Consider the following 24,907-nt stretch of genomic DNA (forward strand, 5'->3'; position numbering starts at 1 on the left):
CATGAATAAAAAAACTAAAATGCTGGATCAAGTGGCAGGTAGTGCGCCGCTGGATTTAAGCGACTTTGATATTCCTGAAGAGCCACTCAAAGAGGAGCATCAACGCTATAACAACCAACATTTTACGGCGATAATTGTCGAAAAAAAACGTTATATCGATTGTCATTTTACCAACGTTACCTTTGAGCAATGTCATTTCAGGAAATTACATTTTGAACGTTGTGTAATGGACAATGTCAGTGTCCTGGCGTGTAATGTTAGTGAAATTAATCTTGTTGGTTGCGAAATAAAAGGACTGACGTTATCGGAAAGCAGAATGGAACGCGGCAGTCTGCAACAGTGTGAATTAATGAATACACACTGGCTACGCTCCCTTGTAATCGGATTTAGTCTCCATCAGGTTAATATTGCTCAGATGATACTGCATGAAGTTCAGTTGTCAGGTTGGTCTGCGGTCTCATCATCTTTATATGCATTCAAGGTGACGGAGAGTATTTTTAACGATGGGGGATGGTTTAAAACTCAGTTAATGGAGAGCGAATGGCAGGGAAGCTCTTGGTGTCGTCAGGCAATGATACGTTGTGTTCTGGACCGCGTGAACTACCGAAATTGCGATTGTGCCCACGCTATCTGGAACGATTGTGATTTAGTAGCGGTCAACTTGGCGTCTCTTCCGTTGGGGTCAGCCAGTTTTATTGCCTCACGTCTGAGTAATAGCGATTTAAGCCATAGCGATATGGTTCATGCCGTAATGACTAAAGCAAAAGTCCGTAATTGTAGCTTTAAGCAGGCAACACTCAGTTTTTGTCAGTCAACGGATGCCATTTTTGACGACTGCGATTTTTCAGGCGCCAGATTTGACCAAGCACAACTGGCAGGAGTGACAATGGTCCGCTGTAACGTGCAGGGCGGCGATTTCAGCTATGCCGATCTTCGTCAGGCGCAAGTCAGTGAAGTTGCGTTTTATAACTTGCGAAGTTTTCTGGGCGCGAGACTCCACGGCGCAACAGGTATTACTTCCGATAACGAGGCGATGTCCAGCGAACCTTTATTGTCGCAACTGGAAGTATGGTACCGAATTAATCAGCCTGGCGTTGAAATGTCAGCGGAAGTGGTGAAAGCAGGAGGAAGCCGTTATGTCTGAACTGTTTGCAAAAAATGAACCTCATTTTAAAGATGAGCCCAGTTTCAAGGACGAAAATTTAACTGATAATCGTTTGCCTTGGGGAGGGCAGGTTATCTCTGAATTGAAATGCAGAAGCTGCGGAACTCTTTATCTGGCATCTCATGAAACCTACGAATTGCAAACCGCCATCACCTGTTTGATTGAGCTGCAGGAAGGCGATCGTGTTCGGGCCATGGTTGATCAGGATAAAGTTTACGTGACAGATATTTTACAGCGTAGACAAAGTAGTGTGTTAAATATTGACTGCGGCGAACGTGAATTATCCATTTCGGCGGCATGCCTGACGTTAAATGGCGGCAGGCAAGTACTAATTAAAGCGGAAGATATCACGCTGCGATCGAAATTATCACATTGGGTAGCTGAATGTATGCACCAAATTAGTAAACGCTGGTTTGTAAAGGCTGATAACGCCTGGCGTAAAATAAAATATGTCGAAGATGTTGAAGCCAGAAATATCAGTTATCAGGCAGAGGAAGTTTTGTCAGTAAAAGGAAAACTCACCGCTATTAGCGGCTCGACGGTCGTTAAGGTTGATGGAAGCCAAATTCATATGGGATAAATAATGCCAGCAGTAAACACCAGTGCGGCAGGTAACAGCCTCTCCAGTAGTGACGTGATGAGCGTTGGGCTTATTGTGGTCGTAGCTTCGAATGATATGTCTAATGTTTGTTCAATAAGAAATGTACCTAACTTTCTTATTTGCGGAGGGTACGTTCAAACGTTGTCTACACAATTCTATTGTACGCAGACTTATAGTGCCGGTTGCGGCATCGCGTCCGGCACTAATTCAGGAAAAGGGATGCACTTAACGGCTTCGACGAAACTAATTGTGAGAGGTAGTGGCGCGACTTATCAAGGATGTTGTGGTACTGCGAACACCGGAAATACCGTTTGCGTACAACAAGCACCAAGCCAATATAAGGTATATGTAAGTTGCTAGCATGAGAAACCATCTGATTCTTGTCCTTTTATTTTTTAATGTTAGCTGCAGCCAGTTTTTATCCGATAATGAAAACCTGCAGCCTAAACTATGTGAGATAAAAGTGACAGCCTCACGTAATATAAACCCGGATGAAAGTAATATTTCGCAACCAGTACGCGTTTGCATCATTGAAACAAGACGAGCAGGCTGGCGTCCGCCTTATTTATATAAGGGGGAGATATGTAGCAACTTGGCTGGAAACACTGAGGTCATTAATCACGAAGTATATATTATTGCGCCCGGCCAAAACCGTTCATATCGTACTACATGTCCGGAAAACGATACACAACCTCGCTGGACAATCATTGGTGCCGAATTCCAACAGGGTATTGGCGCGCACTCAGTGATAGAAAAAGAGATCCCGGTGGCAGAAAATTCAATCATTCATGTCGCTGTGGAAAATACATCGCTGATAAGTTTATAAATAGAATGGAAAGCTAATATGCTACCGACACACCGTGTCGCCTGGGTTGAGGGAATGCTGATGGAACCTCAGCACTTCCAGCAACAAGAGCGATATTTTGAAAATATTATTCACAGCAGAGTTAAAAGTATTTCGGTTTGTTGCTGGGGGCTTAATGAGCTCGAAATCGACGGAGAATTACTGGCGCAGGGAAAACTGGCTATACGACGGGCTCGAGGCGTTTTTCCTGACGGTACGGTATTTAACATGCCTGACAAGGATCCTCTTCCAGCCCCCCTCATGCTAAATGATAAGGATCAAAATAAGATCGTTTGTCTAGCGGTAGCGTTGAATATACCGGGTAATACGCAAATAGATCTGACCGGTGGGGATGCCGGAAGTCGCTATTTGGCTACCGACAGCCGCCTGCAAGATCGTAATTTGCTGCCGGGAGATGAAGGTCAACCTCGTTACGCACTTATCCAGTTGGGACAGTTGAAGACCCGTCTGTGTCTAATTGAAAATAGCAGCTCAGCTGAGTCTGTATTGCCCATCACCCTGCTCAGCGAACAGAGAGTGGAAGGGGGTTTGGTGCTGGATGGAAAAATGCTGCCACCGATGCTCGACCTGCGTGCCACCGGTTGGCTGCTGAGTGCCACTAATGAATTAGTGGGTCTAATTGGACAGCGACTGACGGCGGTGCGGATGGCGGATACCCATTTTCATGGCGGTGGCGTTAATGAAGTGCTTGAGCTGATGTTGATGCAGCTACTGGGTGAATACCATTTACTTTTGTCGCATTTGCTCAGCCGCGCCCAAGTTCACCCGGAGACCCTGTTTCAGACACTGCTTTCCCTGCTGGGCCGGTTATCTATTGTTCCCGGCGCGGAAGCGGTGCAGCTCCGGCATGAGTTTAACTATCAACACGAACGGCCCGCTCAGGGTTTTTTCTGCCTGTTTGCAGCGCTAAGGCGCGCGCTATCTTTGGTGATTGAGTCTCCTGCCGTTGCGCTGCCCTTTAAAAGTAATGGTAATAATCTTTACCTGTGTCAAAACGATGCCCATTTGGGCGTTGAACGACTCATCTTCGCCGTCAGCGCAGATGTTCCCTCCGAAGTGTTGCGCAGCGATTTTCCGGGTCAGATCAAATTGGGCCCGGTGGAGAAAATCGCCCAGCTCATCGATTTTCAACTGCCAGGCGTACGCATCAGTGCGCTAGGAGCACCGCCACGCCATGTTCCTTATTATCCCGATAGCGTCTATTTCGAGGTTGATGCTTCTGACCCGCTCTATAAAGAAATGATGTCAGGCGCCGCCATGGCTTTCAGCGTCGTCGGCGACTTTCCAACTCTGCGCTTTGATGCCTGGGGACTTCGGTCCGGGAGAGGGCGATGACAGACTTTAGTCGGCAGTTAAGTGAGGCAATTTCTAAATCACGGTCAGGTTTGCAACAGGTTAACAGTTTGGCGACGTCGCCCACGGTAAACATAGGGATGGCGGGCATCGCCTCACTTTCTGCTAACGGCCGCCGCTCGGAGGATGCCGGCCGCGAGGAACCTCAGTGCGCAACTTCGGGTGGCGTGCAGGTGGGCGAATACCGCATGGTTCCACGTGAGCAGGAGCAGGCGTCTGAAATGTATTACACAACGGCGCGCAGTCCCGTTATCCGATCCGCAACACCCGTGCGAGTCGGCACACTTGCGGGCTGCTGGAAAAATCCTTGGGTAGCCGCCGCGATGCCTTCGCTATTGGTTGCGGAGCGCGTAAGAGGTAACAGCGGCATTGACGATATTACGATACGAACCCAGTTGTTCCGCGAGGTTCAACATTTTCAACAAACGCTGCTCAGGCAACAATTTGCACCTGATGATATCCGTCGTGTTTCCTATCTCCTATGTACGTTTATTGACGGTATCGGAACAGAGCTTAAAGAGCATGGTGTAGCCCCGCTAAATTTGCTGATTGAGTTTCATCGTGATTCATGGGGTGGGGAAAAATGTTTTGACGACCTGGAATATTACATGCAGGAGCCGGGCCGTCATGCGTCGCTACTAGGCTTTTATCACCTGATCCTCTCAATGGGGTTCAAGGGCAAATACCACATTCTCGATCGCGGCGACGTTTTACTCTCCGATCTTTTTCTGCGTCTGAACGCGGCGCTAGACGAAATGAACCATCTGCCACCGCTCAATTTGATCAAGAACGAGGTGGTTACCACCAGCAGGTACGCGTGTATTAGCCCGTTTCGTCTTTTAAGCATGGGCGCGCTAATTTGCCTATTGGCTTATAGCGGTATCGCATTTCATCTGCACGATAAATCCAGATCTATTCGCAGCGCTATCGCCGCTTGGGAGCCGCCGGTACCAAGAAAAATTAACATCATGGAAACGCTGCCGCAGCCACTGCCCCAAATCCTGAAAGAGGGTTGGCTTGAAGCTAAACCCGATCCGCGCGGCTGGCTGTTGCTCTTCACCTCTGATGGCGCTTTTCGCACGGGTAAATCTGTTCTCTCACAGGAATTTATCAAAAAAAGAAATATTGAACGCTTAGGTGAGGCACTTGCGGGCTGGCCTGGTGATCTTGAAGTGATTGGACATACCGACAATCTGCCGTTCCGCTATAGCAAAGTCAAAGATCCTAACTTCGTTCTCTCTGAGGAGAGAGCGCAAAAAGTGGCGGAGAAACTGCGTGAAGGCACAGACATCAATCGCAAATATCAACGTGATATCACAGCGTTTGGTAAAGGCGACAGCGACCCAATTGCAGATAACAGCACCGACGAAGGACGGCGTAAAAACCGTCGCGTAGATATTCTCTGGAAAGTTGGCGAACGCGCTAACGCCGGAGCAGAAAATGATAACCAGCAACGTGACGAAATGCCGGCGTTGCTTTCCAGCCCTTCCATAGCAGGAAAGACTCGCTGATCGGGTAGTAATGATTATGATTCGCAGAATAGCTATTTTATTGATTGCCTTAGTTTTATCGCTCGTTATCTGGTGGATTGGCCCGCTGGTTTACATTGCATCGTTTCGCCCACTGGCGACGGTAATGGTCAGAGCCACACTAATTACGTTGATCGCCATTTGGGCACTCTGGCCTTGGGTCGCGGGCAGCTTAGCGTGGCTGTTGAGACAGTCGCGCGGTACTGGTAAACCGCTGGACCAGGGACGACAGCGCGATCGCGTATCGGGCCGCTTTTATGATGCCATGCGCGCCCTTAAACATACGGGACTGGTAGAATGTAGAAGTTTTTGGCAGCGCTGTTGTTACCTTTTTTTCAGACGCTATCGTAACGATAAGCCCTGGATTATGGTCTTGGGCCCGTCGGGCAGCGGTAAAACATCCCTGATAACCGAAAGCGGCCAGCGCTTTCAGTTGTCTGAGCAGTATGGGCTGCGTCACACAGCGGATGTAGGACCAACCCTTGACGCTAATTGGTGGCTCACGGACAAAGCGGTCTTTATCGATACGGCTGGAGAGTGGCTCCAGCTCAACGGTTTAAGCGAGGAGGCCAGCCGGGCACAGCGGAGGATTTACGCGCTGATCCGTCGTTTTCGTCGTCATCCTGCTATCGACGGGGTAATCCTCTGTCTGGACAGCGCCTGGCTCTTAAATGCCTCTTTGACCGAACGTAAATCGATGACTGATGCGCTCTGCGCACGCGTGCAGGAAATGGCCAGTTTCTTTCGTCATGATATTAAGGTCTATCTGGCGTTAAATAATATCGATGCGTTGCCGGGTGGGGAGGAGTTCCTGGCCGTCATGGATGATGACCTGTTGAGCCAGGGCGTGGGTTTTGCTATGACGACCACTCGTGAAGGGCAAATTGATTATATCGGCAGCGATGCAGCTTACTCAGACCTGCTGATGAGCATTAGCCACTATGTTCATTCACAACTGCATCGTGTCGATACCGCTGAGCAGCGCAGGCAGCTACTCTTTTTTACCGAATCGCTGGGTAACTTGCGTAAGCCGCTGTTCAGTCTGCTGGAGCAAGTTTTTCCTCAGCTTCCCGTGGGTCATAGTGGCTGCCTTCGTCATGTGTGGTTCGGCAGTACGCGCGTATTTGAAGGTAACCTCTGGATGGGTGAGGATGTAGACATCCGTTCTACCGGCAAGCTGTACGGCGCCATGTTTAACAGCGCCATTGCCGAGCGGGGCGTGCTGAATCACCGCGCATTATCATGGCGTCATCGCGCCGGGTTACTGTTACGCTATGCGATGGTTATCGTTCTGCTGGCAGGTACAGTAAACGTGCTGGCTTCCCGCTACTTTTGGGAAGAGGATTATATCGCGTACATTACTGCCAGGTTCAACGAAACCAAACGTATGGTGCGGGAAATACCCGCAACTAATCGTGTTAGTGACGATTTGGTTTCCGCATATGAACAGCTTGGCTATATGGCTGCTCGTCAGGAAAACAGCGACTCTCCTCTGGGCAATCCCTATTTTGAGCACAGCCTCATCAATCGGGAAGCGGAACAGACTTACCGTCGACATCTATTCAAATTTTTCTGGCCTGCACTTGAGCGCTACATTATCGAGGAGTTGCAGCGTGATATCTCAACCAATAAACAGACGGATATTTACGATACGCTGAAAATTTACCTGATGATGGCAAAACCGGAGTATCGCTCCGCTACGGAGCTGGAAAACTGGTTTGCGCTCCGCTGGCACCTCTTTGCCCCTCAGGGCTATTCCGACCATGATAAGCGTGTGTTCAGACAGCATCTTGCGGCAGTGTTTTCTGATACGTTGCGCGGTGAAGCGCCGGTAACCAAACTGCGTGCTGACTTGGTGCGTTTTGCCCGTGTTAAAGCGATGTCGATCCCTATCCACACTCGTGTACTACGCGATCTTGAAAGCCGTGTTCCTGCCACTATCGAAAATGTTTCACTCGCGAGCGCGGCGGGCGCCAACGTTTCTCTGGTGATGCGGCGTAAAGGGACGGCTGTCGTCACGGATATGGCTGTACCGGCGTTCTATACCCTAAATAGCTATCGGCATATATTTAATCCTCTACTGGACGCGGCCGTAGAAAAAATGGTGAAGGAGGAAGCCTGGGTGCTACAGGACAGCGATGGCGGTCGGGATAATCTGAATTCACAGGGATTCCGCCAGAAACTGACTGACGACGTTCGTAAATTTTATCTTCTGGAATATGCTGAGCATTGGGAAGCATTTTTAAAGGATATTCGTGTGCGTCCCATCAGCAGCCTTGATGATGCCGCACTCTTGGCGCGTCAGTTCTCTGCACCGTCGTCGCCTTTATCGAATCTTCTACGTTTCATCACGCGGCAAACCAGCCTGACTAGCTCGGAAGATGAGGGCGCGGTCAGCGGTTGGCTAAATAAACGCCATGAATCTATGCAGCGTCGGGTATTGCAAAGAATGGGCAGCGACGACCCGTCGATGAACCATTATCCTTTTCGAATCGTCCCAGAGAAAGAGCTGGAGCATCGCTTTGATGCTGTTCGTAGACTAGGGCGCCAGCTGACGCCTGACAGTGGTGAAAATACAGATACGCTGTCGCGCCAGTTTGAGGAGATTTATAGTCAGCTCTCCACGCTGGCGCTTACGTTGAGAGCTGGTGAAGTTCAGCCCCAGAATACAATTGGCACCCTGCGTATCGCTGCTGCACAGCAGCCGGAACCGGTGCGGGGAATCATGCAGGATTTGCTGGACGTGGGCAACACGCAGCGGGAACAGCTGAGCCGTCAGAATCTGAATAACAGCGCACAGACTTTTGTTGCGGCGATTTGTCGCGATAATATTGGCAAACAGTATCCGTTTGACCGACGTGCCAGAAATGAAATTGGCATTGGTGACTTCGCGCGTATTTTTAGCCCGTCGGGGGCGATGAAGCGTTATTTCGATCAGCATATTTTGCCTTACGTCGACGATACCGGCGGTACATTACGCGTGCGAAATGAGAGTCGCGGCTTATTAAGCGTTGGCACGTTACGATCGTTTGAGAACGCGAAGTCAATCAGCGAAACCTTTTTCAATCAAGGCGGGGACCAAGTCGCTTTCGCGCTCTATCTGCGTCCTCTGTCGTTATCGCCAAATATCGTTGAAGCCGTTCTGGATATTGACGGACAGGTTATCAGGTATAGCCACGGTAATATGCAGCCGATTAATGTCCTTTGGCCGGGAAAAAATGGAGGTGCCTATGTGCGCCTGTCATTTAAGGATGTGAACGGTCGCATTGAGTCGGTGAATTTTAACGGACCGTGGGCGCTGTTTCGGCTTTATGACATGAGTAATCCTGTGCCTTTGGATCGCGACCGTCAGGAGCTGACAATGGGCATCTCTTCAATGAATGGGTTATTCAAAATGGAGTTACGTTCAACGCTCAACGATTTCCCGTTATGGTCAAAAGCGCTTAGACATTTTCCGTGTCCGGGTATTAAAAACAAATAGTGGAGATAACATGCTAGATCCTAATAAATTAATTGAGATGCTGACGAACATGAACACAATGAGTCAGTCAACACAGCAATCCCTGTCGCAAAGCTTTATGTCTGGCGTTGCTGGAATGAATCTGAACGGTGGGCCAGAAATGGAGAAAATGATGTCAGCCATGAAAGAGATTAACGAAATGGCCTCATCCAGTATGGGGGAGATGATGAATGCGTCTCAGAAAAACCAAGAAACACCGGCGGAGAGTAAGCCACATCAGGAGGGCGAAGAAAACCAGCAAAGCAGCTCCGCTTTCAGTTTCCCTAAAGAAGCAATGGAATTTTTTAACAAAATGCAACAAAAATAGCGATCGCTATAACAGCCATAATCCGCCCCGGTACTGTTATCAGACTGGGGCTTTTTTTACTCAATGGATAATTTTACGGGCGAGGAAATCTTTAATATAGTCACGAAGCCACTTATGTGAAGGTGAGTTATCGTTACGAGGATGCCACGCCTGAATCAGGGACGTCTGGGGTAATGCAAAGTCAGACTTAAATGTGACGGCATTCTGATACCCCGCGCCGATGGCTTGAGAAAAGAATGCCGGAACCACGGCCAGCGTGTTAGTGTTTAGTACAGTTTCAATCGTTGTCAGGTAACCGGGCGTAATACCCACTACTTTTCTATGCTTACCTCTGGAAGCAAACAAAGCATCAATTTCTTCATTTAACTTACCTTTAGTACTGACGTAAGTGCAGGCCGCAAGATTTTCAAACGTAAAAGGTTGATTGAATACTGGGTGTGCTTTATTGGCTATGAAAAGGCAACTATCGCGATGGATAGTTCTAATTTTAATTTCAGGACTTAACATTCTTGGTTCTCCAAGATAAAGATCGATTTTATCCTGACGCAGAAAATCAACGCCACCATGATCCCAGCAGAAATCCAATATAACATTTTTATTTTGCTGCTGAAGGTCGGCCAGAATGGCGGAATTTAGCATAGCTATAGTGAGATCGTTAGCGGCAATGTTAAACTTCAACGACTGATGTTCAATTTCAAATGAAAGCGTCTGATTGAGCACGTTATCGATATTGTTAACCAGATTGCGGATCTGCGGCTTCAATTCTTGAGCGAGGGGCGTCAGAATCAGCATGGAGCCTGAACGCACTAAAATTTGATCCTGAAACGAGTCACGTAGCTTATTCAGTGATTTACTGATCGCCGGCGGCGTAACGTTCAGGCGTTTTGCTACTTTACTCACGCTGCACTCTTCCAAAAGCGAGTCGAGAACAATCAACAAATTAAGATCTGTACGGGGCATGACTGACTTCCACATGGTCAATAAAACGTAAGATGTATTAACAAAATGGCTTTAGATAATAGTCTTTCGATAGTTAAATTTAAGTTAAGTATTCATTTTCTATTCTATTTAATAGTTCGTCTCTGCCTGATAATAAAGATTAAAACTATTATTAACTGAAATTCATTTTGCCATTAAGTTATGTGAATGTAAGATAGAAAATATTACCCTCCTTTGACAGAGATATAATTATGACTGAGAGTATCAACATGCAAACACTCATAAAGGTGGTTCGCTATGAGTGGCATGAGCTAATGCGTGACAATGAAAAGCACGCCATCGTATTCCGAGTAATCTGTGCTATTACTGCCCACTCAGGCCTTAGCGTCGAAGGAAGTCATATTTTTACCATTCAAAATATCACGCATGCAGACGATAAAAATGCATTGGCACTGACCTCAGAAAGCGCGGCATACAATAATGCTATACAATGCCTTACGGCTGCGCTGGCGTTTGGCGGACAGAACGAAAGCTCTGTGAAAAAAGAACAGCTGTGAGATTAAACTTAATCATAAAGGCCTCGGCTGATTTTTTAATAAACAACAAGAGATAGGTTAGCATTAGCAATTTTTTCTAGTATTGATATTGTCCGGATTTAATTATGAGTTTGTTCTTCTTTAATGTTATTTTTTTCAATACTTTAATCTGAAATGTGATCAACGGCAGCAGTTAGGGAATAAAAAACATTGACATGAGTTTTTTGTGCAATGTGCAAGGTAGATTAAATGTCCTTAAAAAATACGTATGGTCCAGTAGTGGAGGGAAGCTTTCACTACTTTATCAATTATAAAAATAAAAAAATAAAGCGGCTAGTTCCGGGCGTGCACTGTATTCATTGAAAGGGGGAGCCTACGCTAATGTAGTAAGAAAATTCAGAGCAATATCTTGATAGAACACTAAAGGTTCTACGGGTCGAATGTCTGAATCACATCATTAACAGGAAGCGTAACTATGAATGAAATTTTTGATAACAACCTCAGGTTTTTTCCTGAAGATATTCTTCCTGCATTCCTTTAAGCCTTAGCGGTAAATTATGAACTTGGAAGACAATCTATTGTGCCAGCAACCGAAAATACGGGTGAATTCTGTTCAAATAGAACAGGTAAAAGGCTCAAGGCAGGATTAAGCATTGAGTAAATAAAGTTCTCAACGTCCAATAATTGTTAGCGAAGTGTTATTGCTCATTTAAACATTATGTCTCAACGATTGAGATATTTCTTACTAATCACTCCCCAATTCCTTGCTCAACAGAGAACTGTCAACTTCACCCTCACGTATTTATAAGGAAAATATCATGGGTAATGACGTTATCCTTTTCCTTAATTTATAAGACACCCAAAATGAAAAAAAAATTATCTCACTATGGTCAAGGCGGTTTTACACTGCTTGAACTGCTGGTCGTGCTTATGATTATCGCACTACTTGCAGGGTTTGTCGGCCCCAAGGTTTTCTCCAACGTCGATCAGGCGAAGGAAAAAACCGCTCTACGTCAGATGCGTTCTTTTGCAGATGCACTCAGCCAGTATCGCTTAGACACGGGTTCATACCCTTCTGAGAATCTAGGGTTAAAAGCGCTTACCGAGAAACCAGCGAATGTGCAGCACTGGCATGGCCCTTATCTAAGCCAGCAAATTCCTCTCGATCCATGGGGCAACGATTATCTCTGGCACAATCCGACTCAGGAAAAGAACAGTATAAACGAAGTGGACATCATGGCTGTAAATAAGGAAGGAAAACCTCTGGTTTATGGTTTCTGATGATGAAAAAGCTCTTGCTGTTTTTATTATTAAACGTGTCGACTTTTCCTGCGCTTGCTGACTGCTGGGAAGAGGCTGGAGCACGTTATGGTATTGAACCCGAACTCTTACAGGCGATTGCCATTGTAGAATCTGGGCTGAATTCTGGCGCGGTTAATAAAAACCGAAATGGGACCATTGATTTAGGATTGATGCAAATAAATAGTAGTCATTTGCCCGTACTGGGTAAATTTAATATTGACCGCGACGTACTTATGAATAACCCCTGTCAGAATGTTATGACGGGAGCGTGGATTTTGGCTGGAAATATGCGCCATTTCGGATATTCATGGGAAGCTGTGGGCGCATATAACGCGGGTCTGGCTAAGACTAAGCTTAGAAAAACTTTGCGTGAAAAATACATAAAAAAGGTTATCCCACACTACATAAAGTTAAAAAATACGCAATCAGGTAAATTGGCGGGTAACAATGATAAATTTTGACGTTATTTGTCTTGAACAAGGTAAACGGAAGACCATTCAAATAATGGCCGCTTCACCGGAACATGCCCAGAAACAATTACAAGCTGAAGGCTATGTTGTCATGCGGATTTCCCCCGCCGCGACAGTCAATAAAAAGCGCTTTCCACTTACTCTGTTTATTCAGGAACTGGTAGCGCTGTTGGATGCAGGATTGGTCGTCACAGAAGCCATTGAGGCACTGCGTGCCAATAGTTGTGATAAGCAACTCTGTAGCGTTCTCGACACTCTGCTCAAAAAACTTTACGAGGGCTGCCAGCTCTCACAAGCAATGACGGCCCTGGCTGCGATATTCCCACCGCTGCTGGTGAATACCGTCAGGTCATCTGAACAAACAGGTCATCTGCCTGAGGCGCTGAAACGTTTTCAGTACTATGAACAACGGATGGAGGTTCTGCGTAAGCGGATCAAATCAACGCTGACTTACCCCATCATTGTGATGGTGGTCGGCGGCCTGATTCTGGGTTTTCTGTTGGGATTTATAATTCCACGTTTTGCCGCAGTGTTTGACGGCATGAAGAATCTTAACGGTAGTGCGCGCTTTATTTTGTGGTGGGGAAAGCTGGTCGATCAGCACGGTATGGTTTTATTGGCTGCAGTCAGTGCGTGTGTTATTGGGCTGACTCTACTGCTAAAAGAACCTCGAGTGCAGAGTATGTTACTTAATCAGCTGTTAAGGCTTCCACAGCTACGAAACCAGCACAGCCTGACCATTATGGTGCGTTTTTATCGCACACTGGGGCTGCTGCTTCAGGGCGGCATGCCGGTCGTACAGGCGCTGAGCCTGACCCGAGCTATTCTGCCCGCTACACACCACCAGCAGTTGCAAAAAGTGTTGGAGAACGTGCAGGCAGGGCAGTCTCTGTCAACCACGCTTGACGAACAGCATATGGCAACTCCGGTTGCAACTCGACTCCTCCAGGCTGGCGAGCGCAGCGGCCAACTGCCGATGATGTGTGAGCGTATTGCGGTCTTCTACGATGATGCGCTTGAGAGAGCCATAGAGATGTTTAGTAAAGTGTTAGAGCCATTATTGATGATCCTGGTTGGCGGCATCGTGGGTCTGGTTGTGTTGTTACTTTATATGCCAATTTTTGAACTAGCCGGAGGCCTTTCCTGATGAACACATCAACTGCTGCGCTCGAGCAGCTGGACGAGATAATGGCCCTTCCCGATGCGATGCGATGCGCTGCGCTGACAACCTTATTGGACGATCACCCGCGTTATCTTGAGGCCATGGCTAAAGCTCTGGGGCTGGCGGTCATCAGCGAAGAGCAGGCCCCCCGCCTGGAGGTTGACTTTACTTTGGTTTCGCTGTCTGACGCACTGGCCCATCGCGTGCTGCCGCTGCGCGAAGGCGAGCAGGCCTGGCTGGCTGTAGCCGATCCTTTTTCGCTGACATTACGACAGTGGGCACAGCGTTTTCCGGCACAACTAGCTCTAACCTCATTGTACTGGCTAAATCAGAATCTGGACAAGCTCACTGGACAGCAGCGCACGTTGGATCAGCTTGAGCAGCAGAATACTGAAAGCGATAGTGACGAGCTGATTCTTGAAATCTCTCCCGCCAGCATTGGCCGTGAAAACAATGCTGTAATCAAACTGGTCAATGCCACGCTTTATGACGCACTTCAAAGTCGTGCCAGTGATATTCATCTTTCCGCCATTCCGGATGGTCTGGCAGTTAAATATCGTATTGACGGTGTGCTTCATTTTATTCGCCATTGCGTGGGCGCGCAGCACGCTGAGCAGGTTATCTCGCGTTTGAAAGTGCTGAGCTGCATGGATATAGCTGAACGACGTACGCCGCAGGATGGCCGTTTCAAAGCGATGATCCATCAGCGGCCGGTTGACTTTCGTGTTTCTGTGGTGCCGGGTATTCATGGTGAAGACGCGGTGCTACGTGTCCTGGACAAGTCATCCGATAAGACGCTCACGCTGGAATCGCTGGGCTTTGATCACTATACGCTTAATGAAATACGCCAGTTAACGCATCGACCACATGGCATGGTTCTGGTTACTGGTCCTACCGGCAGCGGTAAGTCAACGACGCTCTATGCGGCCCTAAGCGAGCTCAATAGTGGCGAGAGCAAAATTATCACGATTGAAGACCCGGTGGAATATCAGCTTAACGATGTTTTGCAGATCCCGGTGAACGACAAGAAAGGTCTTACCTTTGCTCGAGGACTTCGTGCCATTTTACGTCACGATCCGGACGTTATTTTGGTGGGTGAAATCCGTGACGGCGAAACAGCGGGTATTGCCGTTCAGGCTGCTCTGACCGGGCACTTGGTGCTTTCATCCGTTCATGCCAACAACGTATTCAGCGTATTAGAACGCTTTCTCTATATGCAGGTTGAGCCTGCAAGCCTGATTACCGCACTCAATGGAGTAGTGGCTCAGCGTTTGGTGCGCAGCATCTGCCCCGACTGCGGCGTGAGCGAACAGCCCGATGCAGAAGCGCTGACTCTCTGGCAGGAGAGTTCATTACAAGACGTTCCTGCCAACTGGCGTAAAGGCATCGGCTGCGATGCCTGTCGCCACAGTGGTTATCGGGGGCGCCTGGCCCTTGCTGAAGTTCTAACGTTTAGTGATGCCATGAAAGAAGCGCTGTTGACACGCTCTTCAGCCCGTCGCTTACGAGAAGTGGCCGTTGCTGAGGGATTCGTTGCCCTTCAAACCATTGCGCTGCGTGCGGTTCTGGAAGGGAAAACAACATTACAGGAGATTAAACGTGTTATTGCGCATGGCTAAAAAATTACAGTGCGACATTTTTCCGGGGAGGGTTCGTCTATGGGAGGGAGAAACGCTCCTCCGCGATCAGCCCATACAACAGGAAGAGCATCTGGAAGAGGCTCTAAATCGTCTACTGATGGCCCGTCCTGCCGGCATTCGTTGGCAGGACAACGTGACTTTCCGTCTCGGCAATGACCTGGTCAATACATTTGTAGTCCCCTGGCAGGAAGGTATTACTTCGCTGGAGGAGATGCGCTGCTATGCGCAATCGCTCATTCCAGGTACGTTTCCAGAGCTAGCCAGCCACGCGATGAAGGTTGAATTTGAAACGCTTGAACACGGCCAGGCTGCACTCGCTACTGCCATTGAGCAACGAGTCTGGCAGATTATATGCGGCGCCGCACGGCAACAGCATTTGCGCTTCAAAGGCGCGGTAACGCCGTTCCAGTCTCTGCTAAAGCGTTGCGACAAGCCGCTGCCGGTCGAGGGCATTTTTATTGTGGCGGACGATGAAAACACATCATTCGCCTGCCGATCTGGCCATCGTTGGCAGCATGTTCATAAATTAGCGCTGCACGATTTTTCGTTGGTTGAACAGTTGGGTCTTGTCAGGCGCTTGACTGGATTAAGGCACGCTCCTTCATTCTGTCTGGACAGCGCGCGCTGGGATTTGGCCGTTGTATGATCCGCTTTAACCCGCGTCCCAAGCAGCTGCTCGCTAACGTAAGCGGCTGTGCGCTTTTCTGACTGGTACTATAGTGAAACCTCCCGCCAAAACGTATCTTTCTTCCTCAAGAAGCGACGGTTTAATCATCTGCAAAACCTGCAGAGATAACAAACCATCTCTGAATAATCTGACGAGGAATTATTCATGACTCCACGATTTACAACCATACCAGCTTGGGCAATTCGTACCTCAGCGGTAGTCGTGATCCTGACTCTGCTTCTACTTGTTAGCGTCGTTCATGCCTGGCATCAGCACAGGCATTTAGAAGCCACTTTTGAACAGGTACAGCAGCAGCTGCTCGCCCATCAGCAGGCAGCAAACAAGATTGCTGAAAAAGTACGCCGTGAAACAAAGGAAAAGTATTCCCCACCCGCCGTGCTGGATTTGCTAAATCCTATTGGTAAAGCGCTTTCGGCAGATGTGTCTTTACTGGAAATCGATGCCAGTCTACAACAGAAAAACATTCGTCTGGAGGTGGCAGCTAAAACACTACCGGCACTGCTGGATTACAGCGGACGGTTGCAGCAGATACCGGCAAGAGTTGAGCTGCAGAACCACCGCGTAAAGCCTGATAAAGAACGTGCGTGGCCGGTAAGCGCAACGCTAACGCTTAATATCGGAAACAAAGGAGATAGCAGGCATGAGTAGACGTCTGTTGACGCCCTCTTTGGCGGTGGTGCGCTGGCACGGTACGCGATTAATCGCAAACACCGGAACGTGGCCACTTTTAATGATGGCCTTTCCACTATTACTGGCAATCGGATGGTTAGGATGGCTGGTGCCGCAAAATACGCATCTTGAGCAAGACCTGATAGCGATGCAGCTAAAACTCAGTACGCCGCTGCCAGCGATAGCAAATGATAGCCCTTCTTTGCAAGGAACCCTTAGCGTAACAGAGTATCAGCAGGTGAAAATGCTGTTTGCCATCTTTTCTGAATACAATCTTCAGGCAAAAAGCAGTAATTACCATTTTTCTTCGGCCGGAGAAACCGGCGGTAAAACTCTGAAACTTTCTGTGCCGCTTCAGGGCGACTGGACTTCGCTAATGAAGGCAATAAAAAAGATTTCGCAGGCGTTGCCGATTACGGTCGAGAAGCTTTCCGCAAAACGTGTACAGGCTGATAGCACGGCGCTGTCTATGACGCTGCAACTGACATTGCGCAGGGGGCAGGGATGAAACTTCCACGCTATCTGGTCATTGCGTTGTTGCTTACAGGATGTGCCCTAGTGGCAAGCGAATGTTTTACCGCTGACGAAGCTCTACCAACAGTGGCCGTACCGCGAAACGTACGGCCGGCGCCTGAGAAGAAGGCGTCGGGGAAAGAGCAGAATGAATTTGTTGATCTTTTTCCATCCGGAGTGCGGCATATAGTGGTTCCTGACTTTGTCAGGCCCGTTGTACAGGCGCAACAGGTACCCGCCTTTCCTTATTACGTAGTGGGAGCCTGGTGGCAGGAAGGAAAAAGGATTGTGATTATCAGTAACGGTAATCATGACCGGTTTATTTGCCAACGCTGCGGGATTAAGAACGCTCTTCATCCTGGTAGTGCGGTAACACCCGAGTGGCGCCTGACGAAAATAGCCGACGATGCTATTACGGTCGAGTGGGAGCCACAAAAATTACTCAAGCAAATTGAGCTTGGTGACCTGAAATCTGCACCCATTAGATAACTATATAAAATGAACAAACTCACTATAACATTAACGCTATTGTGTTCAATGCTGGCGGGCTGTGCCCAACTCACTAAAGTTGAACCGTCAGTAATGCAGCCAATCACCAATGCCTCGCTGATTGACGCGCTGGCTAAAAATGACAAAGCGCGTATTGCCGCACCCAATGATACCCAACTTCGTATTCAACACCAGGATTTGACTACTCAACTGGTCAACCGCTATCTAAAAGAGGCTGATAGTGCGCTGGCGAAAAATGATTACAGTCAGGCGTCACTACTTTGGCATGATGCGCTGGCTTTCCAGCCAGGTAATATGCGCGCAAAACAGGGGCTGCTGCGTGTGGAATCATGGCGAGCACTGGATAAGATTTATCAGCAGGCGGTAGCGATGATCGTTTCCGATCCAGAGCACGCTCTGAAAAAAGTTCAGCAAGTTCTTTCGGAAGATCCAAATTGGCCAAATGCTCAGACGCTTCGCGACCATCTTCTGCGCGAGATCGCTGTACAGAATCAACCTGAAACCAGGCTCAATCGCGAGCTTAGTAAGCCTGTTTCGCTGAATTTTCGTCACCATAATCTAATGGCGATTTTCGATACGATTAGCCAGCTGAGCGGCGTGAATATAATTTATGATAAGGATGTACCGTCCTCAGCTACCGCAAGCTTAGTGGCAAGAAATACCACCGCAGAGGATGCGTTGAATTTATTGCTGCTTTCAAATCAGTTGCGTAAGAAGGTATTGAACGACACTACATTGCTTATCTATCCGGCCTCGGTGCAAAAAGAGAAAATTTATCGCGATATAGTGATAAGAACGGTATTCCTGGGTTACGCCAAAGCGAAAGACATTAATGTGGCGTTGCGCAACATGGTCAAACTCAAAGATGTTCACGTCGATGAGCGAACCAATTCTGTGACCATTCGCGGTTCAAAAGAGAGTGTAGAAAAAGCTGAACGCCTGCTAATTACGCTTGACCGCCCTGAAGCGGAAGTGACATTGGCGGTGGAAGTGCTTGAGGTGAATACCCAAGAGATTGAAAAACTGGGAATCAATTATCCTGGCCGAATCGGTGTTGGTTTCAACGGTATTGAAGGGGCGAAAGAGCAAATTGCACGCGGTGGGTTCCGGGGCGATAACCTGTTTGTCAATCTGGGTGCCAGTCAGGGTATCAGCGCCGACATGCAGAAAATTCGAGATAACGCTAAGGTGCTGGCTAATCCCCGCATACGGGTTAAAAACAACAAAAAAGCATTGGTAGATATTGGTGAACGTATTCCGGTTTTAACCAGTACGGTGTCAGAGGGCTTTTCACAGGAGAAAGTTGAATATCAGGATGTTGGTCTGAAACTGGAAGTGATACCGGATATCAGCGTTGATGGCACCATCTCAATGGATGTGAAGTTCGACCTTAGTACCGTCGGTAGCGCCGAAAAATCGAAAGATGGCGTGGCCTATTATCGCACTAATAATCGCGAAGCCAGTACTGTATTAAGCAGCAAGAATGGCGAAACCCAGATGCTGGCCGGTCTGATTAAACACGATGAAAAGAACAGTGCCTCCGGCCTGCCTTATCTCAGTAGTATTCCTGGCATGAGCCGTATTTTCGGCAGTACGGAAAAGAAACACGAAAAAACTGAGGTAGTACTGCTGATTACGCCTGTTATTGAACACAATATTGATTTGCCTGGTAGCCATATCAGCACCATTAATATGGGCACTGAAGATATGCAGGGCGATACCGGTTTCCAATTGCGGGGCGCAGAGAAGCCAGCTGCTGACAGCACGTTCCAGGCACCACCGCTAGCCCCGCCAGCTCGCTTTCCCGCTACCGCAGTATCACTGCCTGCGCCGGTTCTCAGCGATACGAGCAGTGAGGGATAATCAATGCGTGAGCAACAGGGATTTACGCTGATAGAGATGTTGGTCACGTTGACATTGCTGGCCACGCTGGCCACCGCTGCACTTCCTATGGTGCAGCGACATCAGCAGCAGCGTAACGAGCAGCAGCTGCGCGAATCGCTGCGGGAGATTCGCACAGCGCTGGACCGTTACGCTCAGGCCAGTTCAGAGGGTCGGATTACCAAAGAGGCAGATGCATCAAATTACCCGCGATCGCTGCAATTATTGACACAAGGTGTTGTGGATAAGAGCTCACCAAACAAAAAGAAGCTCTATTTTATGCGCGCGGTGCCACGCGATCCCTTTTGCCAGTGTGAAGGCAAAAGCAATGCGGAAACTTGGCAGCTCAGGTCGTCAAACCAAGCGCCCGATGACTTTAGCGGCGGCGAAGACGTTTACGATATTCGCTCCGGTAGCAGCATGACTGGCCTGAACGGGGTGCCTTATGCGCAATGGTGAAAAAGGTTTTACCCTGATCGAGTTGCTGGTGGTGATGGCTATTATCGCTACCCTGATGACTCTAGTTGCGCCACGTTTTTTCAAGCAGACTGAGCGCGCCAAAGTAGTGGTTCTGGAGCACAATCTTCACACCCTCCGCGCGGCCATTGATGGTTTTCGTCACGATCGTTTGGTTGGGCCACAGCAGCTTGATGAACTGGTTGAAGAAGGCTATTTGCGAGAATTGCCGTTAGATCCATTGGCAAATCGTCGTGACACTTGGGAGGTTTCCACGGACGAGCAAGGGCAAATAATTGACGTGTCCTCGCCGTTGCTTTCGGTAAATCAGGACAATTACAGTGGTTAGAAATAAATCATTTCTCAGGCAGGGGGGCTTTACCTATCTCATGTTGTTACTGGCGCTGACCGCAGTAGCGCTGTCGTTGTTAAAAAGTCAGGACGCGATAAAAATGCAACGTCGGCAGCAGCAAGAGACGGAACTGCTTTTTCGGGGAGAACAGATTCGCGAGGCGATGCGGCTATATCGTATTGATGAACATGGCAATGGTTGCTTCCCTAGCGGATTTGAGGCTTTGATACGGGATACGCGGAGCGGAAAAACACGCTATCATTTACGCCAGTGGTTTACCGATCCGCTTACAGGGCAAAAAGCGTGGGGGATGATATTCGACGATCAACATCGTTGGATAGGCGTATACAGTAAAGGATTAGGCAAACCGTTACGCAAAGAAGGTTTTGTTAAAGACAGCGAAAAATTCAGGGACGCTAAAAATTATCGTGAATGGGCATTCACACTGGAAAAAGATCCCAGTGCACCCCTGCCTAGTGCTTGCCGATAATAGTTTATCTCGATATTTAGTTAACCATGAGAAGAGTAAAAGAAGGCGGGATGGTAAAATTTACGTTGCAGTGGCTGGTTTTTTGTCTGATGTGGAGTGCGTTGGCGCTGCTGAGCCTCGGCAGTCGCGATCCCTGGAGTCTCTCAACCACCACATGGCTGCCAGCGGGCGTATTGTTTTTCACCTTGGTTATCAGCCCACAGGGAAAATGGCCATTATGGCTTACCACATCGATGCTTCTGCACACGCTTTGCGGTTTCTATATGGGGCGACCGCTGCCGCTTGCCGTGCTTTTTACCGTTTTTGATGGGCTGAGCATACCACTCTGTGCGCTGGCTTATCTGATGCTCGAGCGTTATGGACACTTAAAGGAGCAACGTCGACCACTTCTCTTTTCTCTACTGAAAAGTGGCGTATTGGCGACTATTGCCTTTAGCGCGGGCGCGCTACTCACACTTTGTCTCTGGCTAAGCAATTACGATATCGCCTCTTCGCACTTGGTATCTTGGTCACTGGCGCTGCTAACCGGCTGCCTCGCCTTTCTGCCACTTGCAAGGAGCATACGGCAGGGGCCGAACACGATAATGACAGCGGTGAGAGGCACAGATGCAGGCATAATGGGTATCAACGTTATAATTATGCTTTTCTTATTTGCCCAATCTTTTGCCGGGCCAAAGTCCATTCTTTCTGGTTTCAATCCCACCTATCTGCTGTTAAGCAGCTTGCTGCTGTCATCACTTTTGCTCAATGGACGCTTGCTTGGGATATTACTGGTTATAAATTATGTTACGGTCATCAAGGCGACGCTAATAGGGCTTGGGCCGTTTGTCTGGACGCGTGATGCTGGCAGTTCGCCCATATGGGGGATCTGGAGCGCGCAATGGTATGTTGCTTTCTCCTCGTTGTTAGCTTTTACGCTATTTCGATTTGCTGAGAGCGGCCGGTTGCAAAAAGCTAAATTAGCGAGGCAACAGATGCTCTCCTCAGCGCTCTCAACCGCCTCTACGCACATCACTTTTCATCTTGCCTCTACAGACCGGAGGTTAACTTGGTCAGTGCCGACCAACCACTTTTTTAAACATTCTTTCCCAGTAGCGACAACGCTGGCCTTGCTGGAAGCCAGTTGTGAAGCGCCTTTTATTGTGGCGTTTGATCATTGGCTTCTAAATGGTCAAGTCGGCCTTTTCATAAGAGAAATTAATATACTAAAAGGTCAGCAGAGCGTGCCCTGTCTGCTGGTTATTGCCCCGGCATTATCCGACAAAATGCTGTCGGGTGGGATTGCAGTGCTTGCCGACTAATTTTTTCTGAACAGATTCATTTTTATATAAATCATAGTTCGCACATACCATTCTTTCTCACAAAAACCAGCTAACGTAGCTCGTTGATTCTACTCAATATTTGATATAATTTTCCCAAAAAGTAAAAAATCAAATTACTTTTCATATATATATCTTTTATTACTCAAAGAAAATTCTCTGTGAGATGATTGATCTTCTTGATTTTTGAAAGAGTTTTCAGTTAGCGAGCATATCGCTACACCATTATTATGATTGTGCGCCTTATGAATAACGTTTTTCATACACAACTTTCACCGTTCAGAATGTTGAGGAATGGCGGGTTTTTATCCCATTCCTGATATTTGATATGATATTTATATGAAAAAGTACTGATTTTTCCATTTAGCATCTGGGCTTATTTTCTCATTACTGTCAGTTTTACGGGGCTAGTAAGATTACCCAAGAAAATTCCTAATTCATGACGGTCGATATTAATTGAATAAAGGTGATTAATTTCAAGAGGAAATAGAGATGCCTGCCATAAACAATAGTGTCCCTTTAACGTCTCAGGTCTATTTTTACTCCGACCTGTCTTGTATAAAAAACAATAAGCTGGGGAGAACCGTTTACCTTACACCAAGTGAGAAGAAGCTGTTTGAAATTATACTTGATGGTAAAGGTAGTAAAGATAATATCATCAATGAAATATGGTTAAAAAACGGTACGATAGTGGGAGAGTCAAGTTATCACCAACTCATAAAAATGCTGCGGCGCAAATTAAATAATGCTGGTCTTCCTTGCTCTATGATCAAAACAATACCGCGTTATGGTGTTGTTTTTGTTAAAGAAGACAAAGAAGATAAAGAAGGGGGGAATGACGAGTCTGATAAAAATACATCAGAACTACCCCGGTCAGTAGGTGATGAACTTCCTGTCACACAACTTGTTTATACAGATACAACAATGAATGAGGACCTGTTACCCACTGATAATAATGAAGAATTTGGTACGTTATCTTTGCAGGACGTTGTGCCCGTTGAGCCCGCTGCAAATGAAAATTTCATTGATAAAACAAAGGCGATCGTCTTACCAAAAAAATTGGCGTTACTCATTCTGATGGGGGTGATTTTATGGCCCTCTATTTATTTATTGTTAAGTCGTCCTCATATGGTCGAATTTCCATTGGAAAAAAGCATTGGCGCAGTGAAGTTCCATTCGTTCTCGGCTGAACAGATTTCATCTGAAAATCTGCAGAGAATTAGCCAAACATTGAATAAAAATGTGCATGAGGTCTACATCGCGGGCAATGGGCCAAAAATATGGGTGGCGAAGTGTAATAAAGATATAACTCAAAAGGACAGTCAATGTCAGTACGAATATTTTTCAGTTTACTAATTTTTCTTATTTTTTCCAGCATCGGGGGTTTTGCTCTCATTCATCACTGGCAGGAGACAAAGCATGTGCCACAGTCTCCTTGCTACAGCGTGATAAAAGAAGGCCAATTTATAGGCAACGATCTGCAACCCTATACCTTCAATGGCATCATTACCTGGTGGCCGAAGAGGGAACAGGTGAGTATGTTCGGAATCAAAAGATCTGGTAAGGACGAACTTGTTGTAAAACAAACAGTGCAACTTACGGATGTTACTCAGTATGGGAATGCAATATATGGGCGTGTAGGCTTAATCGATAATAATAGCCAGGCAAGCTTATCTTCTACGCTCAATAGAAAAGGCGCACCAATTTCAATAATTTTTAAACCAGTTTCTGAACAGAGATGGCTAATGATGATGAATGATAATTGGATAAGTTTGTGTGAGAAAAAATGATCAGATCCAGATAACCCAGGTACCAAAAAACTGTCGCGAGGCGGGCTGAACAGGCCCTCCGCCGCGAAACCTTTGTCTCTAAGGATGTCTCTTTTGAATGCTCATTACGTTTAAGAACAGGTAAAAATGAGCGTAACATCATATGGATGTTATAGTTAATCATACTATCTGTTACATAAGTGTTTGGCAGCCAGGAGAAGGAAGATGCGCAAAACGGTTCTAATTGCTGATGATCATCCGGTCTATTTGTTAGGATTGCGAACGTTACTTCAGTCTCAGCAAGATAAATATGAAATCATCCACGAAGCAGTTAGCTCGGATGAGTTAATCGATAAACTTCTCAAGAAGCCTGTCGATATTGTCATAACTGATCTGAGTATGCCTGGAAAAGTTCATGCAGATGGTCTTTCACTGATTCAATATATTAAGCGTTGCTGGCCAGATATTGTAGTGATTGTCGTAACGATGATCTCCAATCCGGGGATTCAGAATTCGCTGACACGACTTGGCGTACGAGCGGTATTGAATAAAAGCAGCCTCTCGGTTGATCTTCTGCAAACAATGAAGACACTTTTTTCTCCGGCGATATTACGTTCTAGAGCCAAAGCAGACAACGAACAAGCGCCAACCGTTTCGTTATCCCCAAAAGAGAGCGAAGTGCTACGTTTGTTGCTGCGAGGCATGACAGTAAATGATATTAGCGCCCAGCTGAAGCGGACCAAACAAACTGTCAGCGCTCAGAAAACCAGTGCGATGCGGAAGCTTGGCGTCACCACTGAGCTGGAACTCTATGAATACGCTCGCCAGTTAGGGCTTAATAGTTAATGAGATCATTACGGCTGGTTTTGCT

Annotated in this window: 25 protein-coding genes; 24 read left to right on the top strand and 1 reads right to left on the bottom strand. The window is 47.3% G+C overall.

The genetic code is table 11. The features are described from left to right. Position 1: 1 nt before the first annotated feature. The 7 genes from ACYAC5_RS23565 (at position 2) to ACYAC5_RS23595 (ending at position 9,340) form a co-directional block, all read left to right on the top strand. Complete coding sequence (locus ACYAC5_RS23565) at positions 2-1,144, top strand: pentapeptide repeat-containing protein (RefSeq protein WP_462063545.1); 1,143 nt, start codon at positions 2-4, stop codon at positions 1,142-1,144. Beyond that, positions 1,137-1,745 (top strand): DUF3540 domain-containing protein, encoded by a 609-nt coding sequence (locus ACYAC5_RS23570; RefSeq protein WP_462063546.1) that lies wholly within the window; start codon positions 1,137-1,139, stop codon positions 1,743-1,745. Before ACYAC5_RS23565 ends, ACYAC5_RS23570 begins: the two co-directional genes overlap by 8 nt. 382 nt (positions 1,746-2,127) lie before the next feature. Then, a complete protein-coding gene (locus ACYAC5_RS23575) occupies positions 2,128-2,592 on the top strand; it encodes a type VI secretion lipoprotein TssJ (protein ID WP_462063547.1) in 465 nt (154 codons plus the stop codon). An 18-nt stretch (positions 2,593-2,610) separates the two neighbouring features. After that, on the top strand, positions 2,611-3,966 hold the full coding sequence (tssK, locus tag ACYAC5_RS23580) for a type VI secretion system baseplate subunit TssK (protein ID WP_462063548.1): 1,356 nt from the start codon (positions 2,611-2,613) through the stop codon (positions 3,964-3,966). Further along, positions 3,963-5,495: a type IVB secretion system protein IcmH/DotU gene (gene icmH, locus ACYAC5_RS23585; protein ID WP_462063549.1), complete on the top strand. Its 1,533-nt coding sequence runs from the start codon at positions 3,963-3,965 to the stop codon at positions 5,493-5,495. Before tssK ends, icmH begins: the two co-directional genes overlap by 4 nt. A 10-nt stretch (positions 5,496-5,505) precedes the next feature. Beyond that, the gene (tssM, locus tag ACYAC5_RS23590) at positions 5,506-8,994 is read left to right on the top strand and encodes a type VI secretion system membrane subunit TssM (protein WP_462063550.1); all 3,489 of its coding nucleotides are present in this window, start codon (positions 5,506-5,508) and stop codon (positions 8,992-8,994) included. A gap of 10 nt (positions 8,995-9,004) precedes the next feature. Then, positions 9,005-9,340, top strand: a complete 336-nt coding sequence (locus ACYAC5_RS23595; protein WP_462063551.1) for a DUF6277 family protein — start codon at positions 9,005-9,007, stop codon at positions 9,338-9,340. A gap of 60 nt (positions 9,341-9,400) precedes the next feature. Here the strand turns inward: ACYAC5_RS23595 and ACYAC5_RS23600 are convergent, their stop codons facing one another. After that, on the bottom strand, positions 9,401-10,300 hold the full coding sequence (locus ACYAC5_RS23600; RefSeq protein ID WP_462063552.1) for a LysR family transcriptional regulator: 900 nt from the start codon (positions 10,298-10,300) through the stop codon (positions 9,401-9,403). Between the two features lie 230 nt (positions 10,301-10,530). Here ACYAC5_RS23600 and ACYAC5_RS23605 point away from each other — a divergent pair, with 230 nt between their 5' ends. From ACYAC5_RS23605 to ACYAC5_RS23685, 17 genes are all read left to right on the top strand, one after another. Next, positions 10,531-10,836 (top strand): hypothetical protein, encoded by a 306-nt coding sequence (locus ACYAC5_RS23605; RefSeq protein ID WP_462063553.1) that lies wholly within the window; start codon positions 10,531-10,533, stop codon positions 10,834-10,836. An 843-nt stretch (positions 10,837-11,679) separates the two neighbouring features. Next, positions 11,680-12,096: a type II secretion system major pseudopilin GspG gene (gspG, locus tag ACYAC5_RS23610; protein WP_462063554.1), complete on the top strand. Its 417-nt coding sequence runs from the start codon at positions 11,680-11,682 to the stop codon at positions 12,094-12,096. Continuing rightward, the gene (locus ACYAC5_RS23615) at positions 12,096-12,578 is read left to right on the top strand and encodes a lytic transglycosylase domain-containing protein (protein WP_462063555.1); all 483 of its coding nucleotides are present in this window, start codon (positions 12,096-12,098) and stop codon (positions 12,576-12,578) included. The genes gspG and ACYAC5_RS23615 overlap by 1 nt, the downstream gene beginning before the upstream one ends. Further along, a complete protein-coding gene (locus tag ACYAC5_RS23620; RefSeq protein ID WP_462063556.1) occupies positions 12,565-13,734 on the top strand; it encodes a type II secretion system F family protein in 1,170 nt (389 codons plus the stop codon). Before ACYAC5_RS23615 ends, ACYAC5_RS23620 begins: the two co-directional genes overlap by 14 nt. Beyond that, positions 13,734-15,368 (top strand): GspE/PulE family protein, encoded by a 1,635-nt coding sequence (locus ACYAC5_RS23625; RefSeq protein ID WP_462063557.1) that lies wholly within the window; start codon positions 13,734-13,736, stop codon positions 15,366-15,368. The genes ACYAC5_RS23620 and ACYAC5_RS23625 overlap by 1 nt, the downstream gene beginning before the upstream one ends. Then, entirely contained in the window at positions 15,349-16,035 is a 687-nt protein-coding gene (locus tag ACYAC5_RS23630; RefSeq protein WP_462063558.1) for a hypothetical protein, read from the top strand. The genes ACYAC5_RS23625 and ACYAC5_RS23630 overlap by 20 nt, the downstream gene beginning before the upstream one ends. 186 nt (positions 16,036-16,221) lie before the next feature. Beyond that, positions 16,222-16,725: a hypothetical protein gene (locus tag ACYAC5_RS23635; protein WP_462063559.1), complete on the top strand. Its 504-nt coding sequence runs from the start codon at positions 16,222-16,224 to the stop codon at positions 16,723-16,725. Beyond that, positions 16,718-17,254 (top strand): hypothetical protein, encoded by a 537-nt coding sequence (locus tag ACYAC5_RS23640; protein ID WP_462063560.1) that lies wholly within the window; start codon positions 16,718-16,720, stop codon positions 17,252-17,254. The genes ACYAC5_RS23635 and ACYAC5_RS23640 overlap by 8 nt, the downstream gene beginning before the upstream one ends. Beyond that, entirely contained in the window at positions 17,251-17,748 is a 498-nt protein-coding gene (locus ACYAC5_RS23645) for a hypothetical protein (protein WP_462063561.1), read from the top strand. Before ACYAC5_RS23640 ends, ACYAC5_RS23645 begins: the two co-directional genes overlap by 4 nt. A gap of 9 nt (positions 17,749-17,757) precedes the next feature. Further along, positions 17,758-19,632 (top strand): secretin N-terminal domain-containing protein, encoded by a 1,875-nt coding sequence (locus tag ACYAC5_RS23650; protein WP_462063562.1) that lies wholly within the window; start codon positions 17,758-17,760, stop codon positions 19,630-19,632. 3 nt (positions 19,633-19,635) lie between these two features. Then, positions 19,636-20,109 (top strand): type II secretion system protein, encoded by a 474-nt coding sequence (locus ACYAC5_RS23655; RefSeq protein ID WP_462063563.1) that lies wholly within the window; start codon positions 19,636-19,638, stop codon positions 20,107-20,109. Further along, on the top strand, positions 20,096-20,455 hold the full coding sequence (locus ACYAC5_RS23660; protein ID WP_462063564.1) for a type II secretion system protein: 360 nt from the start codon (positions 20,096-20,098) through the stop codon (positions 20,453-20,455). The genes ACYAC5_RS23655 and ACYAC5_RS23660 overlap by 14 nt, the downstream gene beginning before the upstream one ends. Next, positions 20,448-20,948 (top strand): hypothetical protein, encoded by a 501-nt coding sequence (locus tag ACYAC5_RS23665; protein ID WP_462063565.1) that lies wholly within the window; start codon positions 20,448-20,450, stop codon positions 20,946-20,948. The genes ACYAC5_RS23660 and ACYAC5_RS23665 overlap by 8 nt, the downstream gene beginning before the upstream one ends. A gap of 50 nt (positions 20,949-20,998) precedes the next feature. After that, the gene (locus ACYAC5_RS23670; protein ID WP_462063566.1) at positions 20,999-22,249 is read left to right on the top strand and encodes a hypothetical protein; all 1,251 of its coding nucleotides are present in this window, start codon (positions 20,999-21,001) and stop codon (positions 22,247-22,249) included. Positions 22,250-22,759: 510 nt separating this feature from the next. Beyond that, on the top strand, positions 22,760-23,623 hold the full coding sequence (locus ACYAC5_RS23675) for a winged helix-turn-helix domain-containing protein (protein ID WP_462063567.1): 864 nt from the start codon (positions 22,760-22,762) through the stop codon (positions 23,621-23,623). Then, positions 23,593-24,057: a hypothetical protein gene (locus ACYAC5_RS23680; protein ID WP_462063568.1), complete on the top strand. Its 465-nt coding sequence runs from the start codon at positions 23,593-23,595 to the stop codon at positions 24,055-24,057. The genes ACYAC5_RS23675 and ACYAC5_RS23680 overlap by 31 nt, the downstream gene beginning before the upstream one ends. A 204-nt stretch (positions 24,058-24,261) precedes the next feature. Continuing rightward, a complete protein-coding gene (locus ACYAC5_RS23685; RefSeq protein WP_462063569.1) occupies positions 24,262-24,882 on the top strand; it encodes a response regulator in 621 nt (206 codons plus the stop codon). The last annotated feature ends 25 nt before the right edge of the window (positions 24,883-24,907 follow it).

The sequence above is a fragment of the Pantoea sp. y20 genome, assembly GCF_054903455.1.

What these genes read in the sequence shown, in the direction of transcription:
- gspG (WP_462063554.1), top strand. Translation starts at nt 11,680, where the DNA reads ATGAAAAAAAAATTATCTCACTATGGTCAAGGCGGTTTTACACTGCTT.
- ACYAC5_RS23625 (WP_462063557.1), top strand. Translation starts at nt 13,734, where the DNA reads ATGAACACATCAACTGCTGCGCTCGAGCAGCTGGACGAGATAATGGCC.
- ACYAC5_RS23660 (WP_462063564.1), top strand. Translation starts at nt 20,096, where the DNA reads ATGCGCAATGGTGAAAAAGGTTTTACCCTGATCGAGTTGCTGGTGGTG.
- ACYAC5_RS23575 (WP_462063547.1), top strand. Translation starts at nt 2,128, where the DNA reads ATGAGAAACCATCTGATTCTTGTCCTTTTATTTTTTAATGTTAGCTGC.
- ACYAC5_RS23680 (WP_462063568.1), top strand. Translation starts at nt 23,593, where the DNA reads ATGTCAGTACGAATATTTTTCAGTTTACTAATTTTTCTTATTTTTTCC.
- ACYAC5_RS23675 (WP_462063567.1), top strand. Translation starts at nt 22,760, where the DNA reads ATGCCTGCCATAAACAATAGTGTCCCTTTAACGTCTCAGGTCTATTTT.
- ACYAC5_RS23600 (WP_462063552.1), bottom strand. Translation starts at nt 10,300, where the DNA reads ATGCCCCGTACAGATCTTAATTTGTTGATTGTTCTCGACTCGCTTTTG.
- ACYAC5_RS23615 (WP_462063555.1), top strand. Translation starts at nt 12,096, where the DNA reads ATGATGAAAAAGCTCTTGCTGTTTTTATTATTAAACGTGTCGACTTTT.
- ACYAC5_RS23670 (WP_462063566.1), top strand. Translation starts at nt 20,999, where the DNA reads ATGGTAAAATTTACGTTGCAGTGGCTGGTTTTTTGTCTGATGTGGAGT.
- ACYAC5_RS23620 (WP_462063556.1), top strand. Translation starts at nt 12,565, where the DNA reads ATGATAAATTTTGACGTTATTTGTCTTGAACAAGGTAAACGGAAGACC.
- ACYAC5_RS23635 (WP_462063559.1), top strand. Translation starts at nt 16,222, where the DNA reads ATGACTCCACGATTTACAACCATACCAGCTTGGGCAATTCGTACCTCA.
- ACYAC5_RS23655 (WP_462063563.1), top strand. Translation starts at nt 19,636, where the DNA reads ATGCGTGAGCAACAGGGATTTACGCTGATAGAGATGTTGGTCACGTTG.
- ACYAC5_RS23650 (WP_462063562.1), top strand. Translation starts at nt 17,758, where the DNA reads ATGAACAAACTCACTATAACATTAACGCTATTGTGTTCAATGCTGGCG.
- ACYAC5_RS23645 (WP_462063561.1), top strand. Translation starts at nt 17,251, where the DNA reads ATGAAACTTCCACGCTATCTGGTCATTGCGTTGTTGCTTACAGGATGT.
- ACYAC5_RS23565 (WP_462063545.1), top strand. Translation starts at nt 2, where the DNA reads ATGAATAAAAAAACTAAAATGCTGGATCAAGTGGCAGGTAGTGCGCCG.
- ACYAC5_RS23570 (WP_462063546.1), top strand. Translation starts at nt 1,137, where the DNA reads ATGTCTGAACTGTTTGCAAAAAATGAACCTCATTTTAAAGATGAGCCC.
- icmH (WP_462063549.1), top strand. Translation starts at nt 3,963, where the DNA reads ATGACAGACTTTAGTCGGCAGTTAAGTGAGGCAATTTCTAAATCACGG.
- tssK (WP_462063548.1), top strand. Translation starts at nt 2,611, where the DNA reads ATGCTACCGACACACCGTGTCGCCTGGGTTGAGGGAATGCTGATGGAA.
- ACYAC5_RS23605 (WP_462063553.1), top strand. Translation starts at nt 10,531, where the DNA reads ATGACTGAGAGTATCAACATGCAAACACTCATAAAGGTGGTTCGCTAT.
- ACYAC5_RS23595 (WP_462063551.1), top strand. Translation starts at nt 9,005, where the DNA reads ATGCTAGATCCTAATAAATTAATTGAGATGCTGACGAACATGAACACA.
- ACYAC5_RS23685 (WP_462063569.1), top strand. Translation starts at nt 24,262, where the DNA reads ATGCGCAAAACGGTTCTAATTGCTGATGATCATCCGGTCTATTTGTTA.
- ACYAC5_RS23640 (WP_462063560.1), top strand. Translation starts at nt 16,718, where the DNA reads ATGAGTAGACGTCTGTTGACGCCCTCTTTGGCGGTGGTGCGCTGGCAC.
- tssM (WP_462063550.1), top strand. Translation starts at nt 5,506, where the DNA reads ATGATTATGATTCGCAGAATAGCTATTTTATTGATTGCCTTAGTTTTA.